This is a genomic window from Bacillus rhizoplanae (genome assembly GCF_917563915.1).
GTDB lineage: Bacteria > Bacillota > Bacilli > Bacillales > Bacillaceae_G > Bacillus_A > Bacillus_A rhizoplanae.
This window is the reverse complement of sequence record NZ_CAKJTI010000046.1, coordinates 1-19,354: the sequence shown is the minus strand read 5'-3', so window position 1 is coordinate 19,354 and position 19,354 is coordinate 1. Positions and strand designations below refer to the sequence as shown.

The window sequence follows — 19,354 nt, the reverse complement described above, 5'->3', positions numbered from 1 at the left end:
CCCTTTTTTAACCATAATAAAATCCCCTCCAAGTAAAAGTGTAACATCCATGTGTATTCATGGTCTTTTTACACTGTCTACCTTAAGGGGATAATATCAGGTCTCGTAAATCAATCTGTTCTTTTTTAATCATATGCATGGCTTCTACTCCAGAAAGAATGGATGTAGCTGTGTCAAAAGATTTGAGCCCTAGCATAGAACGGACTCGCTTCTTTATAAAGCGATGATCTTGCTCTACTATGTTATTCAAGTACTTTTGTTGTCTAAGTCGCATACCAGCAGGTATGCTTTTTGCTTTTTTCAACTGTTTAATTGCTAAAGGATAAGCTGGATTCTTATCGACTGTTATCACACGTGGCTTTGAAACATGAAAAGACCGCAAAACTTTCTTGAAAAAGCGCTTTGCAGCCTTATGATCTCTTGTTTTACTTAGGAAAAAATCGATTGTGTTTCCGCTCGAATCAACAGCACGATACAGGTACATCCATTGATCTTTTACTTTGATATATGTTTCATCGACTCTTCAAGAGTCATTTGTTTGTTTGAGGTAACGTCGGATTCGTTTGTCCAATTCAGGACCATACTGATGAACCCAACGTATAATCGTTGTATGAGAAATGGATCAACCCCGTTCCTCCATCATTTCCACCAAATCACGAAAACTTAGGTTGTACCGTAGGTACCATCTTACCGTTAATAAGATAATATCAGGCTGATAGTGCTTCCATTTGAACCGATTTTTCTTTTCCATACCGATCACACACCTTTTTAGAGTAATAGTATCAGTATGTCCAAGATTTAGAGATTACTTGTAATTACCTTGAAGTTTTTGCACCAGAACCACAAATGGTCTATGTCTATATTATTTTCTCTTCCAATTACTATATATTTCTAGCATACTATTAACTTTAAGGAGGGAGTGCAGAAATGGAAGAAAAGAAAGTGACGTGGTTAGAACTCTTTTATGATTTGTTATTTGTGGCGGCGGTGACGGCTGCGACTCATGTTTTACTTCATGTTGAAGATGGTCATATCCATGCAGAGTATTTAGTAAAGTTTGTCTTAATTTTTATTCCGATCTGGTGGGCTTGGGTAGGGCAAACCATCTTTGTTAACCGGTTTGGAAAAGATTTATTTCATCAACGAATCTTTTTGATCCTGCAAATGTTTTTTGTCCTAATAATGACATCAAGCTTATCAGCTGATTTTGATCCTTATTATCTTTCTTTTTTAATTGGCTATATTGGCTTAAGGGCCGTGACTGCAATCCAATATCTTGTTGTCCAGCGTATAGAAGAGGGAGCTCGAAAAAAAGCAGCACTCTTTTTAGGAAGATATTTTTGGATTGGAATCGTTATTTCATTATTATCCGTCTTTTTTGATTCTTGGATTCGATATGCTGCGTTGTATTTGGGAATTCTTATCGATATTATTGTCCCACTACTTGGAAGAAAGTGTTTAGAAAAGGTTCCGACAAATACAGCCCACTTGTTAGAGAGATTTGGTCTATTTTCCATTATTCTCTTTGGGGAAGCTCTTATAAGCACTCTTGTGGTCATTCAACCTAAACAAGGAAATTGGGATTCAATAAGCTTTGCGATCATTTCATTTATCCTCATTATTTCGATGTGGTGGCAATATTTCGATAACATGGAGAAGAAACTCGACAAGTCTAGACAAACTTCCGGTCAAATTATTATTTACGGTCATCTGTTTATTTTAATGTCTTTGAGTATGGTTGCAGCATCCATTAGACTATTATTTTTACATGAGGTCTATTATTCTTTTATCCTATATTTTGTTTTTGGTTCTGTATTGCTCTATTTCCTGTCAACTACAATTGTTTTTCATAAATACAGGTTTGAACAACACCGTTTGAAAATTTATCATTTATGCTTGTTTTTAGGGATTTTAGCAGTCTTTTTTGTTATTAATTTGATTGTAGTAGTACCAAATGTTGTGATAATAGGACAATTAACCCTATTTTTTATCATCTATGCTAAATTAACAACTACATAAATTGATTGTAACAAAATAAGAATGAGGTGATAATCATGAAAGAAAACATAACGAATCGCTCCTCAACTAAAAAAGAGGAACAACTAAGCTTATTGTTATGGTTCAGAATAACACGAGTATATAACCAAGGTATTCGAGAATCCAATCAACATTTAAAAAAATGGAATCTAACTGCAGCCCAATTCGATATCTTAGTTCAAGTGGGCGCTCATGAACGATTGTCACAACAAGAACTAGCAAACAGGCTTTTTGTTACGAAAGGCAATATTACTCAACTGTTAAGTAAAATGGAAGAGTTGGGATTGATTAATCGGGAACAGGACTGGAAAACAAAATACCTTTCATTGACTGAGGAAGGAAAAGAGTTTTTTTATGAAGTTGTTTCGAAACAAGAACAATTTCAAGCATCACAATTTTCCAACTTGACTTACAAGGAAAAAAACAGCTTCTAGGTTTACTTAGGAAAATTCAAAAACCATAGTAGGTAATCACATATCAGCACTAATGGTAAAAGCGCCTGTAAACTTAAAAGCACTTTTCAATTTCAGGTAAGTGGCAAAAAGTGGTTTTGTTGCCAAGTTATCTACTTCTCTGATTGAATAAAGGTGAATCTTTTTGCTATTTCCAATAGCAATACCTAATTCAATATGGCTCCCTGGTAAAAAACCACAATAATCAGCCTCAACTATAGCTTTTTTCTCATTCTGACCTATTTCAAATGAACAATTGGAAATCATATATCATTAATACTGGTTCTGGTGCAAAGGTAAAATAAAAGAGAATATAGCTTATATATTTCTAGCGGAATTCTATTTTATGCTGTAAGTGTTGATTTATAATAAAGTTTGATAATTTGTAAAAAAGTTCGATAAAACTCTGTATAATAGGGTTTTTCTTTTGACACTTTAACTTCATCTGGAATGTTCAATTAAAGGGCCAGTTTGTAGAGGATTTTAACAGGTTTTTTAGAGTTATTATTTAAATAGGGATTTTGAAGTTTTTTGGTGAATATTAAATGTTAATCTAAAAGATGGAGGTTGCTGTGATGTTGAAACTGTTTCAATATAACTGGCAAGTTCGTGATGATTGGTTTACATTGTGCGAAGACATACCGGATGAAGAACTATTAAAGAAACGGATCGGTGGGTTCGGCAGTATCCTACATACCCTATTTCATATTGTAGATGTGGAATATATGTGGATCTTAGGTTTGCGAGGTGAACCAGTGCCTGAGGAGCCATTGTTTGAAGATTATGCTAACTTACAAAAAGTGAAAAATCTTTCAGCTCAATACCACGAGAAAGTGAAGCCATTTGTGACATCTTGGACAAATGAAATGGATTCTCGGAAACTTTCAGAAACTGATTTCAATGAAGAACCGATTAGCTCTAGAGACGCACCAATTAGGCGCCGAGTCATTGAATGTACACACGGAGAGATCATACGTCATGTCATTGTCCACGAAATTCACCATATCGGGCAGTTATCTATATGGGCACGTGAAATAGGAAAGGAGCCTGTTTCTGCAAATCTGAGAGGAAGAGGGCTATTCGATAATTAGACTGCCTTTGCCAATTTCACAATCGGGCGCTTTAATGGTACAAGGATCAAGAAATGATCAAACTTATTTATAAATGAATGGTTTAATTGAATATATTTAAAGCGTGTTTTGATCAATCTTTTTTTCAAAATACGCTTTTTCTATTTACTATTTTATCAAGGTTTATAGGGTTAATTTAATCAAACTTTATTTCAAATCTACAGTAAGCCCAAACAATCGATGGATGAATTCTTTCTGGTTTTGAACAGACTGATGCCGTAAATCAATCTGTTCTTTTTTAATCATATGCATAGCTTCCACTCCTGCAAGAATGGATGTAGCTGTGCAAAAAGACTTGAATCCTAACATAGAACGTACACGTTTCTTAATAAAACGATGATCTTGCTCTATAATATTATTCGAATATTTGAGCTGTCGGATTTGGATGCCTACGGGCATCTGTTTTTCTTTCTTTAATTTTTTGATAGCAATTGGATAAGCTGGATTTTTATCAACGGTAATTATACGAGGTTTAGAAGCATGAAAAGACCGCAAAGCTTTCTTGAAGAATCGCTTCGTAGCCTTATGATTTCTTGTTTTACTTAGGTAAAAGTCAATCGTGTTTCCTTCGGAATCAACCGCACGGTATAAATACATCCACTGTCCTTTTACCTTTATATACGTTTCATCCACCCTCCATGAATCATTCGTTTGCTTGAGATAGCGTCGAATTCGTTTATCAAACTCCAGACCATATTGATGAACCCACCGCATAATGGTTGTATGTGCTAAGGATAGTCCTCGTTCTTCCATCATTTCCACCAAATCACGGAAACTTAGATTGTACCGCAGGTACCAACGCACTGTTAACAAAATGATGTCTGGTTGATAATGCCTCCATTTGAACAAATCTCCCTTTTTCATACTTATCACACACCTTTGTTAAAGTAATAGTATCAGTATGTCCAAGTTTAGGAGATTACTTACAAGGGCATTAGAGTTTTTGTACCAGAACCGAAAAAATGTCCAAACAACAAGTGTTTGGACGTTTTTAGGCATTCTATATTAGAAACGTTTTGCTAATTCACGTGCATTAACAATTGCTGCTTCTTTAATTTCTTGTGCTTTTTCAGGGTTTGCATTCATTCCCTCAACTGCAATATATTCAGTATCATTTACACCGATGAATCCTAATACTGTTTTCAAGTGATTGCGACCAAAGTCTACAGCTGCGTATGCTCCTTCAGAATACACGCCACCTGTAGCTTGAATGTGAAGTGCTTTTTTGCCTTCTAATAAGCCAACTGGACCATTTTCAGTATATTTGAATGTTTTACCTGCGATTGCTAAGTTATCTAAGTATGCTTTTACTACTGGTGGATAGCTAAAGTTCCACATAGGGGTTACGAATACATAACGATCCGCATGCATAAATGTTTCTAGATTTGTGTTCATTGCTGCAACTTTTTGTTGTTGAACTTCAGTTAAAGTTTCAAAGCCTTCACCTGCTGCAAATTTACCCCAAGCAGCAAATACATCTGCATCGATTGCTGGTACAGTAGTATTGAATAAATCAATTGTTACAACTTCGTCTTGCGGATGCTCGTTTTTATAAGCTTCGATGAACGCTTCCCCTACTGCCATTCCGAAAGAACCTTCTGCTGAATTTGGATTTGCTGTAATAAATAGTACTTTTGTCATTTTATTCTCTCCTTTTTTATACTTTATCTTTAATTCGATATTCGCAACTCGAAAGTAAATAACTTATCTTATGTAAGTATAATACAAAAAGTTATATGCAATGTCAACTAAAAAATAGTTACTTTTTTTTAGTAAGTAAATAATTTGTGTTAATTATTTTTGGGGAATTTTGCAACAGAACTGGAAAAGCGACCCCGCCCCCCTAAAGGGGATTGTACCTTATGCTGAAACCCCAACAATTGATGGATGAATGCTTTCTGATTTTGAACAGACTGATCTCGTAAATTAATCTGTTCTTTTTTGATCATATGCATGACTGCTAATCTCAAAATAATAGATGTAGCCGTGTCAAAAGACTTGAACCTTAACATTGGAAGGGCTCAGCTCTTAATAAAATGAGGAACAGGCGCATATGAAAAGATACTTGGCTGATTTGATTTTTCCATTTTTCCTTAAATAAAAGTCAATGGTATTCCCTTTTGAATCGACTACACCACACATATAAATCCACTGCCCTTTGACTTTAATATAGGTCTCATCCCAAGATTTATAGATTATTTTCAATTTCCCTGAAATTTTCACACTAGAATCATTATTGTTTCTATTATACTGATACTTTTTCAGGATCATTTAACTTCTGCATAAAGATACGTGCTGCAAAACTTAAAAATTTATCATCAAAGTGAATAAGATTAATATCTTGACTTGGTGTTGGATCAACAATACGAACTATGCTCAAGGAATCATTATTAACAAAATCAACCAGTGAGAGCGGTATTATGGCAACCCCATGTCCATTGCATACAAGACTCAATAGAGAAATAGAAGATTTTGTTTCTATATTTGCTTCAGATAAAGATAACCCTAAATTTTCACAATATATCTTAATTGATTCACGACAACTGCTTGAAGCCATTATTCTACTCAGCCCTACTAATTCTCGAAAAGAAACAAATGATTTTTTATTCAAAGGATGATTTTTTGGAATCACAAGGACGAGCTCTTCGCTATACAAAAGAGTGCTTGTTAATGTGTCTGGAGTTTGAAAACTACGTGTGATCCCTATATCAATATTATTTTCAACGATTTGATTTACAGCAACTTCTGATTCTATGATTTTTACTAAGATGTTGGGATAATGTTGTTGAAATTGCATAATATAAGGTGTTAAATAGGTGAGGTCCTCTAATAACCCTCCTATAGTAATCACACCTCTTTTCACACCCTTTAATTCAAAGATCTCATTATGAACCTCATCAAATAGCTGCATGATAAATTTACCTTTATCCAATAGTAACTTACCTGCTTCTGTAATTTTGATACCCCTTCCAACTCGATGAAATAAAGGTGTATCAATTTCACCTTCTAACACACGTATTTGTTGACTTAAAGTCGGCTGTGAAATACCTAGAACTTCCGCAGCTTTAGTAAAACTACCATTATTACAAACTTGAATAAAATACTCTAAATGGCGTAATTCCATTGTTGACACCCACTCTCAGCTTTTATTAAAGATTCACTCTTAAAAGAACACTTAGCCCCTACACTATATAAGTAGAGCGGGATTCCTTTATGAATCTTAATTTTTAATTTCCTCACTAGTAAAATGATAATAACCGCAATCAATCCAACAATGTGAATAAGAACGCTGGCTTTATAGTTTCCTATAACTTCTGATAAGATGCCGTTTAATGGGATTATAAGTGCGATGAGAGCACCAATAAGTGCGGAAAGTAATTTATACATACCGCTTCTCCCTTGCATTTTTAAGGTTAATTTATCATGATTGGATTAACGAGGATTATGACATATGTCATAATAAAGAGGGGATTTGGAGGATTTATGAAAAAAATATATGATTCGAAGAAGTTAGACGAGTATATTCAAAAGAATAATATTGAGGGATTTTTTAGTCATGACATAAAATCTGTGATGGAATTGTTGTTATTTAAAAAGAATGAATACATATGTAGAGAAAATGAAACGCTTTCTTACCTTTACTTCTTTGTAGAAGGAAAAGCGAAGGTATATACGACTTTAAGTAACGGTAAATCTTTATTATTAACTTTTTATAATCGATTTGAAATAATCGGAGATGTAGAATTGGTCCGTTCTCAAAAAACTTTTTCAAATGTTCAACTGATAGAGGACTCATATTGCATTGGAATCCCACTGGAAAAAATTAGAGTGCGTTTACTTCATGACGCAACTTTTTTAAGCTTTATTTGTGATTCTTTAGCCCATAAACTAGCTAGACTTGCTCAAAATAGCTCTATTAATTTACTTTATCCACTTGAGAGCCGATTAGCGAGTTACATTCTTGCGACGTGTGAAAAGGTTGGGGATAGAGAAAAAACAATGATATTTCAAGGGAATTTAACTGAAGTATCGGAGCTATTAGGGACGAGTTATCGACATTTACTACGAACATTAAATACTCTTTGTGATAAAGGAGTGTTAGAAAAGAAGGGGAATTATTTTGAAGTAATAGATGAGCCTTTACTACAAGAGTTGGCGGCAGATGTTTATAAACAAAATTAAACATATGTTTGTATGGGAAGCTGTGAGTAGAGTAAGATGATTTTTATTAATGATGAAAATACGATAAAAAATGAAATAAGTTCGATCTTCCTTTAGAATAATGAAAAGCCGATTTTCCTTAACGTACAGGAAATCGGCTTTTTTCTTGTCGAAATTTGCTTAGCGTACAGTGGTCATGTATTTATTAAGAATAACGGAAGAATATATAGAAAATGCTACATAAATAGGAAGTTTGATCAACTTAGGGGGGACAACCTTGTTCAATCGGATAGTAAAAGCTGTACCTAATTTATTTACGCTTGGAAATTTATTGTGCGGTGTTTTTTCAATTACCTTGAATATGAGTGGCTTTTTGGAAGTAGCCTCCATTTTTATTTTCTTTTCGGCTGTTTTAGATTTTCTTGATGGAAGGATTGCGAGAAAATTAAAAGTGAATAGTGAGCTTGGCGTAGAATTGGATTCCTTAGCTGATATTGTTAGTTTTGGGGTTGCTCCTGCACTTCTATTTCATTCGATAGCAGCACCATCTATTTTAACTTCTTTGGCATTTATCCTTTTTCCAACGATGGGTGCTTTAAGATTAGCTAAATTTAGTGTTAAACCAACCATTGGATATTTTAAGGGATTACCTATTCCAGCTGCTGGATTACCATTGGCTGGCATGGGATTGTTTTCGTATAGCAATGCATGGATTACTTTAATCCTCGCTCTCTTAATGGTAAGTCCAATTAGGTTTAAAAAACTTTAATTTGGGTCCCGCTCCATTGCCATCAAGACTTTATGGAATATCGTTTATTTGAGTAAGTATGATTTCAATGAGGAATTGCTAAAACATATTTCACTACTGGGATGGGAGCCTATAAACTTTCTTAGAGTAAAAAATCAGCTCGTTTTATCGGAAAATGAGCAAGAAAACCCCACCTTCAAAACGCGCAGGGCATAGCCCGGTTTAAGGTGGGGATGAATTGCCATTACATTCATAAAAATTTTTTGGTATTGATACGAATATATGTTCTTTTTTGGGCGTTTTGTAGTATCATGAAGGAAAGAGGAGAGGGAGGTGAAAATCATGACGAAAGAAAAAGAATATGCAACCTATCAAATTTGGATTAAGCAAGGTCACAAATTGTACGCCTACTTCATGGAAATGTGTCAAAATGCAAAAAATCTCTACAATACAACGAATTTCTATATTCGCCAAGTATATACGGCCTTACATGCTGGTAAACCATTACAGCCACTTCAACAAGAAGTCCTCCATACATTACAAATGTACATCGAAACCATGAATGAAAATCAACTTCGTGCGTACCAAAAACGTGTGCAAAAACAGAAAGAAAAACCTGTAGAAGAACGGAACGAAATCAAGTGTAATTTGTTTGCATTCCCTACAAAAGAGAGATCATTCCTATCGTATAACTTTCTAGATTGTTTGTTTAAAACAATGAAACAACAAGATTATATGAACTTGCCAGCGCAAACGAATCAAGCGGTTATGAAGAAGTTATATCAAAACTGGAAATCATTTTTTGCATCCATCAAGGCATATATGAAACATCCTTCCACTTTTACGGATAGACCTCGCATTCCAAGATATATCAAATCATCTATGAAAGAAATTGTATTCACGAATCAAGTATGTAAACTCCAAGATAAGTACATTCGTTTTCCAAAAACAAGCATAAAATTAAATGTCGGTAAATTGTTCGGATCTATCGAAAATCTCAAAGAGGTATGTGTTTCCCCTGCTTACGGGAAATTTAAAGTGGAAATTGTGACAGAATAGTCCGAGCCAGCACCTGAGTATGTTGATAACAATCGTTATATGAGTATTGACTTAGGGATCAATAACATTGCAACTATCACAACGAATACAGGGAACATACCTGTGTTAGTAAAGGGCAATGTGATCAAAAGCATTAACCAATATTATAACAAGCAAAAGGCTCATTTGCTGGGGGTTCTTCGTCATGGAAAAGAACCAAAAGAAGGACTACATACATCAAATCGTTTAGAGAGGCTTCATGAGAAACGGTTTCTCAAGATAAAAGACCTCTTTCATAAAATGAGTTACCACATTGTCGATTTCGCAGTTCAACATGAGATTTCTATGATTGTGATTGGGAAAAATACATCATGGAAACAAAACAGTGAGATGGGAAAACGACAGAATCAATCCTTTTGCCATATCCCGCATAATCTACTCATTGAAATGATCACCTATAAAGCAAAACGAAAAAGTATTACTGTACAAGTCGTAGAAGAATCGTATACAAGCAAGGCCTCCTTTCTAGACAATGATGAAATCCCAACTTACGGTGAGGAAAACATTCCTGAGTTCAGTGGGAAACGGATCAAACGTGGATTGTATCGTACGAAAGGGAATTTTCTACTAAACGCAGATGTGAATGGTTCCTATAACATCCTAAAAAAAGCAGTTCCAAAGGCGTTTGCTGATGGAATAGAGGGGTTGTGCCATCAGGCAGCTGTGTCAACTCCACTCGTGTCAAGCATCTTTTGAAGGTGATACACGAGAAACCCCCACTTTAAGATCCGAAGGAGATAAGTGGCGGGAGTTTTCATATCGAAATTTACTTAGCATATATTTTCATTAAAATGTGGGCGGGACCCTATCGCTATCAAGTTAAGAAATTTCCTGTTCCCCAAAATGAAAATTTCATCTCTCCATAGTTGTTCGTGGGAATACAGATTTCGGTTTTCTGGGTTTGAAATAAAGTCACGATGTTTATATAAAATAGGAAAGAAACAAGGAATCACTATATAAATAGTAGAAGAATTATATACAAGCAAGATTAGGATATTAGAAAAGCTCTACTAAAAAGTGTTTCAACCTAATGTAATAAGAGAAAGCTAATCGAGTTGTTTTTACTACTATTAGGAAGGGGTGTAAAACATGCATACAAAACGGTCTTCGCATAATAATTGCAAATGTTTTATTGTACCTAACTATATTTTGGAGAATTTAGCACAAAATGAAGTAGAAGCAGCACGAATCACTTTAGAGAAAAGTCTAAAAATTCGAAAGCGTAGAATTTTGAAAGAATATGATATTAATGGTGTTGTCTCCTTAACTGATGCTGGAACAGGAACGCGAGGTGAGTCTGCCCGCCATGTATACGATTGCAAAGGGGGGACAAATCTTAGAGTGAATGAGGTTAGAAAAGAAGGAGACAGATCAAGTGGGGATACTGTGGTTAACCATGCGTACGATTATGCGGGAATTGTGCGTGACTATTTTAAGAATGTGTTCCACCGTAATTCTATTGATGACAATGGGCTAGATCTCATTCTGAATGTTCACTATGGGCATAACTTTCAAAATGCCTATTGGGACGGTGATGAAATGGTGTTTGGTGATGGAGATGGAATTATTTTTACAAGTTTTTCAAATTCACTCGATGTTATTGGGCACGAACTTACACATGGTATTACTCAATTCACTAACGGATTAGAGTATGAAGGACAATCCGGAGCTTTGAATGAACATATTTCGGACGTGTTCGGAATAGCAATTAAGCAGTCTTATTTAAAGGAAACAGCACGAGATGCGGATTGGCTAATTGGTGCTGATATAATGGGACCAACACTAAAAGGACAAGCCCTTCGTTCAATGAAAGCACCTGGTACTGCATTTGATAACCGACTAATGGGTAAGGATATGCAACCTGATCATATGAAAAACTATTATCAAGGAGATCTTGATCACCATGGTGTCCATATCAATAGTGGCATACCAAACAAGGTGTTTTATCTTGTATCTATGGAGATTGGAACAGATAAGGCAGCTTTGATATGGTATAATGCAATACAAAATTTATTTACAACTACAAACTTCAATCAATTTGCACAAATTGTAATTAAAGCAGCGCAAAAACTTGTTGATAGTGGAGAAGTTCCTAAAACGGCTGCAAAAACAGTAGAATCTGCTTTTAAAACGGTGGGAATACCTTCTTAGACATATTCTTTATCATGAATTGGAGGCTTAATATTAATATGCATATCCAATTTAGCTGCATCGGGGGAATCGCTAATCTCCACTTAACCTTTCAGACAAATACGGTCGAGTTACCAAAGGAAATAGCTAAGGAATTACTTGATTTAATCAAGCAAGCTAATATTTTAAATCTTAAACCAAGTGAATTAGAGGTTGTTACAACCAAAGGGGCAGATGCTTTTTCTTATCAGCTAAGGATAGAAGATGGAAAAGAGCCAAAATCCTTTTCATTTACCGATGTAACAGCTCCGCAGGAAGTGCAACCTTTATTGGGTTATTTACGTAATTTGGCGATTGCGGAAAAAATGGAAGAATAATAAAAAAGAACTCACTATGTATATATTTACATAGTGAGTTCTTTTTGTTTTGGGATATTTTTAATTGTTAGCTTGATGGGGATATGGCGGGACCCCACATCCATCAACTTAAGAAATTATTGTTCCTAAAAACAAAGAAATATTATACATAATTATATAACAATACAAAGATACCTACTAGGTAAAGGCATATTTTTTTGATTAAATTAAATTCACTAAATTTAATCTTTAGTAAATTAATAATTAATATAGTAAAATAAAAGTCTGAAAATGAAAAGGGGTGTTTTTCTTGCGTACAATGCAACAATTATTACAAAAACGAGCAACACAATCACCAAGTATTGAAGCACTTGTTGGTGGAGGGGCAAGTTATTCATTTAAAGAATATAACGAACGAGTAAATCAGCTTGCGCATTACTTGTTAAACAGCGGTGTGCAAAAAGGAGATCGTATCGGTGTTTTATGTAAAAATAATCATCCGTTTCCAACGATTATGATGGCAAGCTTAAAAATCGGTGCCGTACTAATACCTTTTAATCATCAACTTACTGTTTATGAATTAGAAACGATTGTAAAAGAAGCGAAGCTAAAGGTATTATTTCATGATGCTGAATTTAACGAAGTTTTATCTAAAGTTGAAGCAGTAAAAGAAATTCAACATGTACTAGAAACTGGAAAAAGAATGGAAGTGTCAAATTCATTTGAATTACGATTACAAGACCAGCCGAAAGCGGAACCAATGGTAGAAGTTCATGAAGATGACGATGCGATTTTCTTATTTACTTCTGGAACAACTGGAAATGCGAAAGCATGTGTCATTGGTCATAGAAATTTACATTATTATTTTATGGAAATTGTAGGCCAAAAGGAGATTCCAGTAGGAGAACGTTTTCTTTCCGTACATCCACTTTTTCATATGAGTGGTGTACTTTCTATATTAAATTGTATTTATCATGGTATTACGATGATTTTTCTATCTGATTCAAATCCTAGTCTCATTTGGGATACGATTGAAAAAGAGAAGATTACAACTATGCTTGCGTTTCCCGCTGTGTACAGTTATATGCTTGATGAATTAAATAAAAAAGAACGGGATATTTCTTCTTTCAAAGTAGCACAAAGTGGTGGAACAAAAGTATCTGAAAGCCTTATACAAAAGTATGCGGAGAAAGGAATCTTTATGGTACAAGCATACGGTAGTACAGAAGGTTGGATCGTAAGTTCATGGAGACCAGATATGGGGAAAGAAAAAATTTCTTCTGTAGGAAAACCTATTAAACATGTAGAGGTAAAGATTATTCATCCAGAGACAGGAGAAGAATTACCTGCGAATGAAGTTGGAGAGATTATTGTAAAAAGCCCATATATGTTTAAAGGTTATTGGAATAACGAAAAGGCAACAAGAAAAGTAGTAAAGAATAATTGGTTTTACATGGGTGATGCGGGGATGCTAGATGAAGACGGATTCTTATATATAATGGGAAGATACAAAGATGTCATTGTACATGGTGGTGATAATGTATATCCAGATCAAGTAGAAGAAGTAATTCATAAAATAAGTGGTGTGTTAGAAGTTGCAGTAGTTGGAATTCCAGATGATTTTTGGGGAGAAATTCCAAGAGCTTATATCGTGAAAGACATCCACACATCATTATCAGAAGAAAATATTATTCAGCACTGTAAGCTAAAATTAGCGAGCTATAAAATACCAGAAGTAATATTCGTTGAGGAATTACCAAAAAATGCTTTAGGAAAGGTATTAAAAAGAGAGTTAAAGAGTGCTATCCTAGTAAAAAATGATTAAAGGAGTTCCCTATTTTAAGTGATAAGTCCGGTTATGTTTTATACATAACTGGACTTTTTACTTGTTTTAATGATTTACTAGATTTTGTATAGGATGATAAAGAATATTCACTCAATAATTAGAGATGTTGAAAGTATATAGGCCTAGTGACGGGACTCCTATATGAAATTAATTATCAAAAAGAAGTAAAATCACAATAATTATATATAACTACTAAAAGACAATAACTTATTGTAGGACTACCTGTATTAGCCTGATGATGATCTGGAGTTATATAATGAGCAAACTTTATATACTATATATGTCTAATATATGGTGGGTTTATTATTTAAGTATTTTTAGAAATTAGATCTTGATAAGAAATAAACTCTTAGGAGGGGAAAAACATGCGTGTACTTGTTATGAATTTACGGGGAAAATTCCTCATACCATGCAGTCCTCGCAAAGTTTGGCTTCTTCTTAAAGAAGGAAAAGTGAAGATTGTGTAGCATACACCGTTTACTATTCAACTTCAATATGCGACTGACGAAACGATGAAATTTGTTACTAATAATAGCCGGAATATATTTGACAATAATAAATTTTCTGATTATTATTAATGCAATTAATAATAGGAAATAGTAATAGCGATGAAGAGAAGAGTAATTAAGAAATGCTATGTGACAGAGAACTCTGGTAGCTGAGAAGGAGAGATAGCGTTCTTAATGAAAAAAGACTTGGAGCTTCGTATGGAACTAAGTTGATTAGGGAAAATGCGACGGGTTCTCCCGTTATAGAGATAGGGTATACGCAATATGCCGTACCCGAAGAGGTTGATATGGTGACGTATCAATAAACTGAGGTGGTACCACGAAAGCACAACTCTCGTCCTCAAGATTCATAATCTTGGGGGTGGGAGTTTTTTATTGTTTAAAATTTAATCAAAATTAGAGAGACAGTTTATAAAAGGAGAGGGTATTGTAATGAATCCAATATTATTAGATGTTCCATCTCAAATAGAAACAGAAAGACTCATACTACGAGCGCCCTTACAATCTGGGGACGGAAGGACGGTAAATGCAGCAATAAAAAATTCCTTTAATGAATTAAAAGCTTGGTTGCCCTTTGCACAGAATATTCCTGCTGTTGAAGAAACAGAAATCAACTTGAGAGAAGCTCATATTAAGTTTTTAAAAAGAGAGAGTTTTCGTTTTCTTATTTTTCATAAAGATACCAATGATTTCATTGGAACAGCAAGCCTTCAAGGAATAGATTGGAGCATTCCTAAATGTGAAATTGGATACTGGATTAACACAACATTTAGTGGAAATGGATATATGGTAGAAGCAGTAAAAGAATTAACCGACTTTGGATTAAATCAAAGTCAATTTAAAAGAATTGAAATTAGGTGTGAATCCACAAACCTTAAAAGTCGCTCTATCCCTGAAAAGTTAGGATTTGAGTTAGAAGGGATACTAAAGAATGAAGATTTATCGGCAGATGGAAAGACATTAACTAACACTTGTATTTATGCTATAACTTGATCAGGTACTAATTGTGATGGGGTGTATAGGCTTCTTTAATTGAAATTGTAATTTATACTTTACATAGAAGCAGAGCTAGTTTGTTATAAAGAAGTTGTTGAAGAGAATGAATCCATTTTGATCGCTCGCTCTTTCTTCAAAATGGATTCTTTTGTTTTCTAAATGGAACTGTTATGGTCTGTGAATGAGTAATAAAAGAAGGATTCTACATTTCATCCATAGAACAAGTAGTATGGCTAAGAGAGAATGTAAGAAACAAAAAAAGGTTAACATAATATAATTATGTTAATCTATAAACTGATAAACATTTTAACAGGGAGAATTATAATTGAAGTATATTGAGGTTGGGATCGGAAATAAGTGGTTTGTCAGAACGGAGATAGAATATGAGGATGGAACTGAAACGGAGCAGCGTGGTATTGTGAAACCCATTCATTTTGAATCAGCGTATGTGAGGTGCTGGGTAGGAAAAACTTGTTTCATTATAGATACAAAAGAAGGTTTTAAGAAAACAAAAAAGAACCGTAATGAATTCAAATTCATTTTTGGAATTGTAAGTAGGAGATGAGTAGAGAATGAGAGGGATCAAAAGTGTACGGTATGTAACATTTTGATTCCTCTCATTTTAGCTTGCTATTTACGGGCAGTAAGACCCCACTCAAGATTCAAAGAGAAATGCGGGCGACAGGTGGGGGATGAAAAAACACTGATGGAAGTTTCACTTTATCTGTGTCCTTGTCTTCTTGCTTCTGCAAATCCATAGTATGCACAAGCACCATTTTGAGAAAGATCTTTTACTTCAAACCCGCATTTTTTATAAAAATCAAAGTTATTTGCTGAAGTATTCGCAAACCAATCACCGTGAGGTAACTTTTGTAAGCATAACTCTACGAGCTTTTTTCCGATACCTTGTCCTCTATAATCACTCTTTACGATTACATCCATAATCATAGCGGCCATAATTTGGTCTGATATGACTCGTATCATCGCAATCATTTCCTCATGATCCCATACTGTAAAAGCCCAAGTAGAGTTTTCGAATATTAAAGTGAAGCGTTCTTCTTGCCATGTAGGGGTGTGATTTCCAACCCAACCAGCATCCTGAAACAAACTCTTCACAGCAGAAGCTGGTATTCCTTTCGTTCCTTCGCGAATAATGAGTCCGTTATGATAGATGTACATAAATAAAGCCTCCTTTTATCATTTATTTCGTTATGAATCAGCAACTTCCTGCATGGTTGATTAATGAAAAAGGACTGCTGATGATAAAAAGATAAAATCGAAAATTAAGGTAGAACAATGAGAGGCTCGTTTATGTGAGATTGCTAGGTTTTCGAATCTTTACAAACAAAAATTCACTTATAATACCTATGCCAATGCCTATCGCATAAGCTAATAAATCGCTCCACAAAAAGCCATAACCTAATATCAATCCGCCTAAAGTTGTTTCTCGAATATGGTCAATCCAACTAGCATGGTATAGTTGGCTAAATTCAATGATATAACAAAATGATATAGCAAGTAACGCAACGGTTTTTGTATGAGCTCTTTTAAAAATAAATCCAAAACCAATAAAAATCATTAAAGCCCAAAATGCATCGCCTAAGTATGTATTCAAAATATGTGGTAACACATGAGCTATCTTTCTTGAGTATAGTCCTAATATAATTACAATGATGGTCATTATTGCGTACAGTAAGCGATTACGTTTATATGTCATATGTAAATTTCACCTCAAAGTGTTCTTTTAAAAAATGAAAGAACAGATATTTTGTATTTTTACTCATTAGGATATCAAAGCTGAGCTCAAAGATGCTTTTGAAGTAATTTTATCAGAAAATGGGCAAGAAAACCCCATCTTCAAAACGCACAGGGCATAGCCCAGTTTAAGGTAGGGATGAATTGCCTTTGAATTTGTAAAAAATCCCCTGAGTCGATACGAATGTATGTTCTTTTTGGTCGTTTTGTATTATCATGAAGGTAAGAAGAGTGGGAGGTGAAAATGATGACGAAAGAAAAAGAATATGCAACCTACCAAATTTGGATTAAGAAAGGTCACAAATTGCACGCCTACTTCATGGAAATGTGTCAAAATGCAAAAAATCTCTACAATACAACGAATTTCTATATTCGCCAAGTGTATACCCTTACGTACTGATCAACCATTACAGCCGCTCCAACAAGAAGTTCTTCATACATTACAAGCGCATATTGAAATCATGAATGAAAATCAACTTCATGCGTATCAAAAACGTGTACAAAAACAGAAAGAAATGAAACGTAATCTGTTCACATTCCCGACAAAAGAGAAATCGTTTCTATCCTATAACTTTCTAGATTGTTTGTTTAAAACAATGAAACAACAAGATTATATGAACTTGCCAGCGCAAACGAATCAAGCAGTCATGAAGAAGTTATATCAAAACTGGAAATCATTTTTTGCTTCCATCAAGGCATACCAAAAACGTCCTTCCACTTTTACTGGCAGACCTCGCATTCCAAACTATATCAAATCACTTATGAGAGAAATTGTTTTCACGAATCAAGTATGTAAACTCCAAGATAAGTATATTCGGTTTCCAAAAACAAGTATAAAATTAAATATCGGTAAATTGTTTGGGTATATCGAAAATCTAAAAGAGGTACGTGTTTCTCCTGCTTATGGTAAGTTTAAATGGATAGTGATTGGTTGTTAAATAATTAAAATAAAAGAGTTAGTGAAGGGATATGGTGATTTGGAGGTTAAATATTCTAATGTTATTAAACCATTTAGAAGGTTGAAATTACTTGGAATGACCTTGATTACAATCATTTTGCTTACATTGGTCTCAGGGTTCCTTTATGAATATATCAGTTACAAAAATGTTAAAAGCAACTATCCTCCAGATGGACAAATGATTGATGTCGGAGACAGAGAAATACATATGAATATTAAAGGAACCAAAACGAGTTTGCCACCTGTTGTTATTGAAACAGGAACTGGTAATTGGTCTTATGATTGGTCGAACATTCAGAAAGAACTATCAAAACATACCCAAGTAATCACTTATGACCGAGCAGGGTATGGATGGAGTGATCCACCTCCTAATGGATTTTCTATCGATACGACGATTAATGATTTAAGTAAGATTCTCGAATCTTCTAAAATTGACACCCCTGTAATATTAGTGGGTCATTCTGTTGGAGGGATCTATTCTCGTCTCTTTGCAGACAGGTACCCAGAAAAGGTTTCGGGATTAGTGCTTGTTGATTCTAGAAATGAATATTTTTCAGAACAAGCAGAATCATTTAATGACAAGTTTTTCGAGACACAAGACCAATCGATGAATCGCATATTATCTCAAATTGGAATAGTACGACTATTTGGGGGAAATATGTTTTCAGATTCAATGCCAAATTACCTTTCTGCAAAAAAGTATGTAAATGTTCATTGGGACACTTCATTTTTCAAAGTATTAAATGGAGAAATCAAGCAAATAAAAATCAATGAGAAATTACTGGAAGATACTCGCTCTTTAGGAGATAAGCCTTTAACAATTATCACACCGAGTGACGTAGAATTGCAGGCAACAGAATTAGGATTCTCAGAACAAGAGGCGGATAGCTTTGAAAAGATATGGATGGATTCTCAAAAAAAATTGACCAATTTATCCACTAATAGTGAATTCATTTTAGTTCCTAATAGTAGTCACTTAGTAATGTATGACCAACCTGATGTAATAATAAAAGCTATTTTGAAAATGGCTGATGAAATATATTAAACATCATGCTTAATAAAATTTTACAGATATTATTGTGCTTTGTTCCATTAAAGGGCGCGATTGTGGAGCATCACAAGTCGAAAATGATTAAACTTTGTTATAAAACCAAAGCTTAAAGCTGCTAGATAAGAAT

At 34.4% G+C, this 19,354-nt stretch carries 17 protein-coding genes, 5 pseudogenes and 1 other annotated feature; of the genes and pseudogenes, 13 read left to right on the top strand and 9 right to left on the bottom strand.

Features of this window, described 5'->3' with window-relative positions:
• Positions 1-82: 82 nt before the first annotated feature.
• Positions 83-751, bottom strand: a pseudogene (locus LRP84_RS21135) (IS6 family transposase).
• Positions 752-927: 176 nt separating this feature from the next.
• Between LRP84_RS21135 and LRP84_RS21130 the strand changes: the two are divergent.
• Positions 928-2,019 carry a low temperature requirement protein A gene (locus tag LRP84_RS21130; RefSeq protein ID WP_230576895.1) on the top strand — a complete coding sequence of 364 codons (1,092 nt, stop codon included), beginning with the start codon at positions 928-930 and terminating at the stop codon, positions 2,017-2,019.
• Between the two features lie 35 nt (positions 2,020-2,054).
• Positions 2,055-2,500 (top strand): annotated as a pseudogene (locus LRP84_RS21125) (MarR family winged helix-turn-helix transcriptional regulator).
• A 7-nt stretch (positions 2,501-2,507) separates the two neighbouring features.
• Here LRP84_RS21125 and LRP84_RS21120 read toward each other — a convergent pair.
• Complete coding sequence (locus LRP84_RS21120; protein ID WP_230576894.1) at positions 2,508-2,756, bottom strand: hypothetical protein; 249 nt, start codon at positions 2,754-2,756, stop codon at positions 2,508-2,510.
• A 308-nt stretch (positions 2,757-3,064) separates the two neighbouring features.
• On the opposite strand from LRP84_RS21120, the gene LRP84_RS21115 reads away from it, so the two are divergent.
• On the top strand, positions 3,065-3,580 hold the full coding sequence (locus tag LRP84_RS21115; RefSeq protein ID WP_230576893.1) for a DinB family protein: 516 nt from the start codon (positions 3,065-3,067) through the stop codon (positions 3,578-3,580).
• A gap of 186 nt (positions 3,581-3,766) precedes the next feature.
• Here the strand turns inward: LRP84_RS21115 and LRP84_RS21110 are convergent, their stop codons facing one another.
• From LRP84_RS21110 to LRP84_RS21090, 5 genes and pseudogenes are all read right to left on the bottom strand, one after another.
• Positions 3,767-4,483, bottom strand: coding sequence for an IS6 family transposase (locus LRP84_RS21110; RefSeq protein ID WP_230576892.1), 717 nt, complete (start codon positions 4,481-4,483; stop codon positions 3,767-3,769).
• Positions 4,484-4,624: 141 nt separating this feature from the next.
• Complete coding sequence (locus tag LRP84_RS21105; RefSeq protein ID WP_230576891.1) at positions 4,625-5,260, bottom strand: FMN-dependent NADH-azoreductase; 636 nt, start codon at positions 5,258-5,260, stop codon at positions 4,625-4,627.
• A gap of 149 nt (positions 5,261-5,409) precedes the next feature.
• Positions 5,410-5,839 (bottom strand): annotated as a pseudogene (locus tag LRP84_RS21100) (DDE-type integrase/transposase/recombinase); the annotation flags it as partial.
• 25 nt (positions 5,840-5,864) lie between these two features.
• Positions 5,865-6,743, bottom strand: a complete 879-nt coding sequence (locus LRP84_RS21095) for a LysR family transcriptional regulator (protein ID WP_230576890.1) — start codon at positions 6,741-6,743, stop codon at positions 5,865-5,867.
• A gap of 53 nt (positions 6,744-6,796) precedes the next feature.
• Positions 6,797-7,006, bottom strand: a pseudogene (locus tag LRP84_RS21090) (DMT family transporter); the annotation flags it as partial.
• 96 nt (positions 7,007-7,102) lie between these two features.
• Between LRP84_RS21090 and yeiL the strand changes: the two are divergent.
• The 8 genes and pseudogenes from yeiL (at position 7,103) to LRP84_RS21050 (ending at position 16,028) form a co-directional block, all read left to right on the top strand.
• Positions 7,103-7,801 (top strand): transcriptional regulator YeiL, encoded by a 699-nt coding sequence (yeiL, locus tag LRP84_RS21085; protein WP_230576889.1) that lies wholly within the window; start codon positions 7,103-7,105, stop codon positions 7,799-7,801.
• A 256-nt stretch (positions 7,802-8,057) separates the two neighbouring features.
• The gene (gene pssA, locus LRP84_RS21080; RefSeq protein ID WP_230576888.1) at positions 8,058-8,549 is read left to right on the top strand and encodes a CDP-diacylglycerol--serine O-phosphatidyltransferase; all 492 of its coding nucleotides are present in this window, start codon (positions 8,058-8,060) and stop codon (positions 8,547-8,549) included.
• Between the two features lie 321 nt (positions 8,550-8,870).
• Positions 8,871-10,322 (top strand): annotated as a pseudogene (locus LRP84_RS21075) (RNA-guided endonuclease InsQ/TnpB family protein).
• A gap of 393 nt (positions 10,323-10,715) precedes the next feature.
• On the top strand, positions 10,716-11,777 hold the full coding sequence (locus LRP84_RS21070; protein ID WP_230576887.1) for a M4 family metallopeptidase: 1,062 nt from the start codon (positions 10,716-10,718) through the stop codon (positions 11,775-11,777).
• 38 nt (positions 11,778-11,815) lie between these two features.
• Entirely contained in the window at positions 11,816-12,133 is a 318-nt protein-coding gene (locus tag LRP84_RS21065; protein ID WP_230576886.1) for a protealysin inhibitor emfourin, read from the top strand.
• A 289-nt stretch (positions 12,134-12,422) separates the two neighbouring features.
• Positions 12,423-13,937 (top strand): class I adenylate-forming enzyme family protein, encoded by a 1,515-nt coding sequence (locus tag LRP84_RS21060; RefSeq protein WP_230576885.1) that lies wholly within the window; start codon positions 12,423-12,425, stop codon positions 13,935-13,937.
• Between the two features lie 620 nt (positions 13,938-14,557).
• Positions 14,558-14,812: a binding site (T-box leader), on the top strand.
• A gap of 87 nt (positions 14,813-14,899) precedes the next feature.
• Positions 14,900-15,460: a GNAT family N-acetyltransferase gene (locus LRP84_RS21055; RefSeq protein ID WP_230576884.1), complete on the top strand. Its 561-nt coding sequence runs from the start codon at positions 14,900-14,902 to the stop codon at positions 15,458-15,460.
• A 328-nt stretch (positions 15,461-15,788) separates the two neighbouring features.
• Positions 15,789-16,028: a DUF3977 family protein gene (locus LRP84_RS21050; RefSeq protein WP_230576883.1), complete on the top strand. Its 240-nt coding sequence runs from the start codon at positions 15,789-15,791 to the stop codon at positions 16,026-16,028.
• Between the two features lie 155 nt (positions 16,029-16,183).
• Here the strand turns inward: LRP84_RS21050 and LRP84_RS21045 are convergent, their stop codons facing one another.
• Both LRP84_RS21045 and LRP84_RS21040 read right to left on the bottom strand, forming a co-directional pair.
• Positions 16,184-16,642: a GNAT family N-acetyltransferase gene (locus LRP84_RS21045; RefSeq protein WP_230576882.1), complete on the bottom strand. Its 459-nt coding sequence runs from the start codon at positions 16,640-16,642 to the stop codon at positions 16,184-16,186.
• Between the two features lie 130 nt (positions 16,643-16,772).
• Positions 16,773-17,180: a ribosomal maturation YjgA family protein gene (locus LRP84_RS21040; protein ID WP_230576881.1), complete on the bottom strand. Its 408-nt coding sequence runs from the start codon at positions 17,178-17,180 to the stop codon at positions 16,773-16,775.
• Between the two features lie 373 nt (positions 17,181-17,553).
• Here LRP84_RS21040 and LRP84_RS21035 point away from each other — a divergent pair, with 373 nt between their 5' ends.
• The gene (locus tag LRP84_RS21035) at positions 17,554-18,156 is read left to right on the top strand and encodes a hypothetical protein (RefSeq protein WP_230576880.1); all 603 of its coding nucleotides are present in this window, start codon (positions 17,554-17,556) and stop codon (positions 18,154-18,156) included.
• Between the two features lie 39 nt (positions 18,157-18,195).
• On the top strand, positions 18,196-19,221 hold the full coding sequence (locus LRP84_RS21030; RefSeq protein WP_230576879.1) for an alpha/beta fold hydrolase: 1,026 nt from the start codon (positions 18,196-18,198) through the stop codon (positions 19,219-19,221).
• Positions 19,222-19,354: the final 133 nt, after the last annotated feature.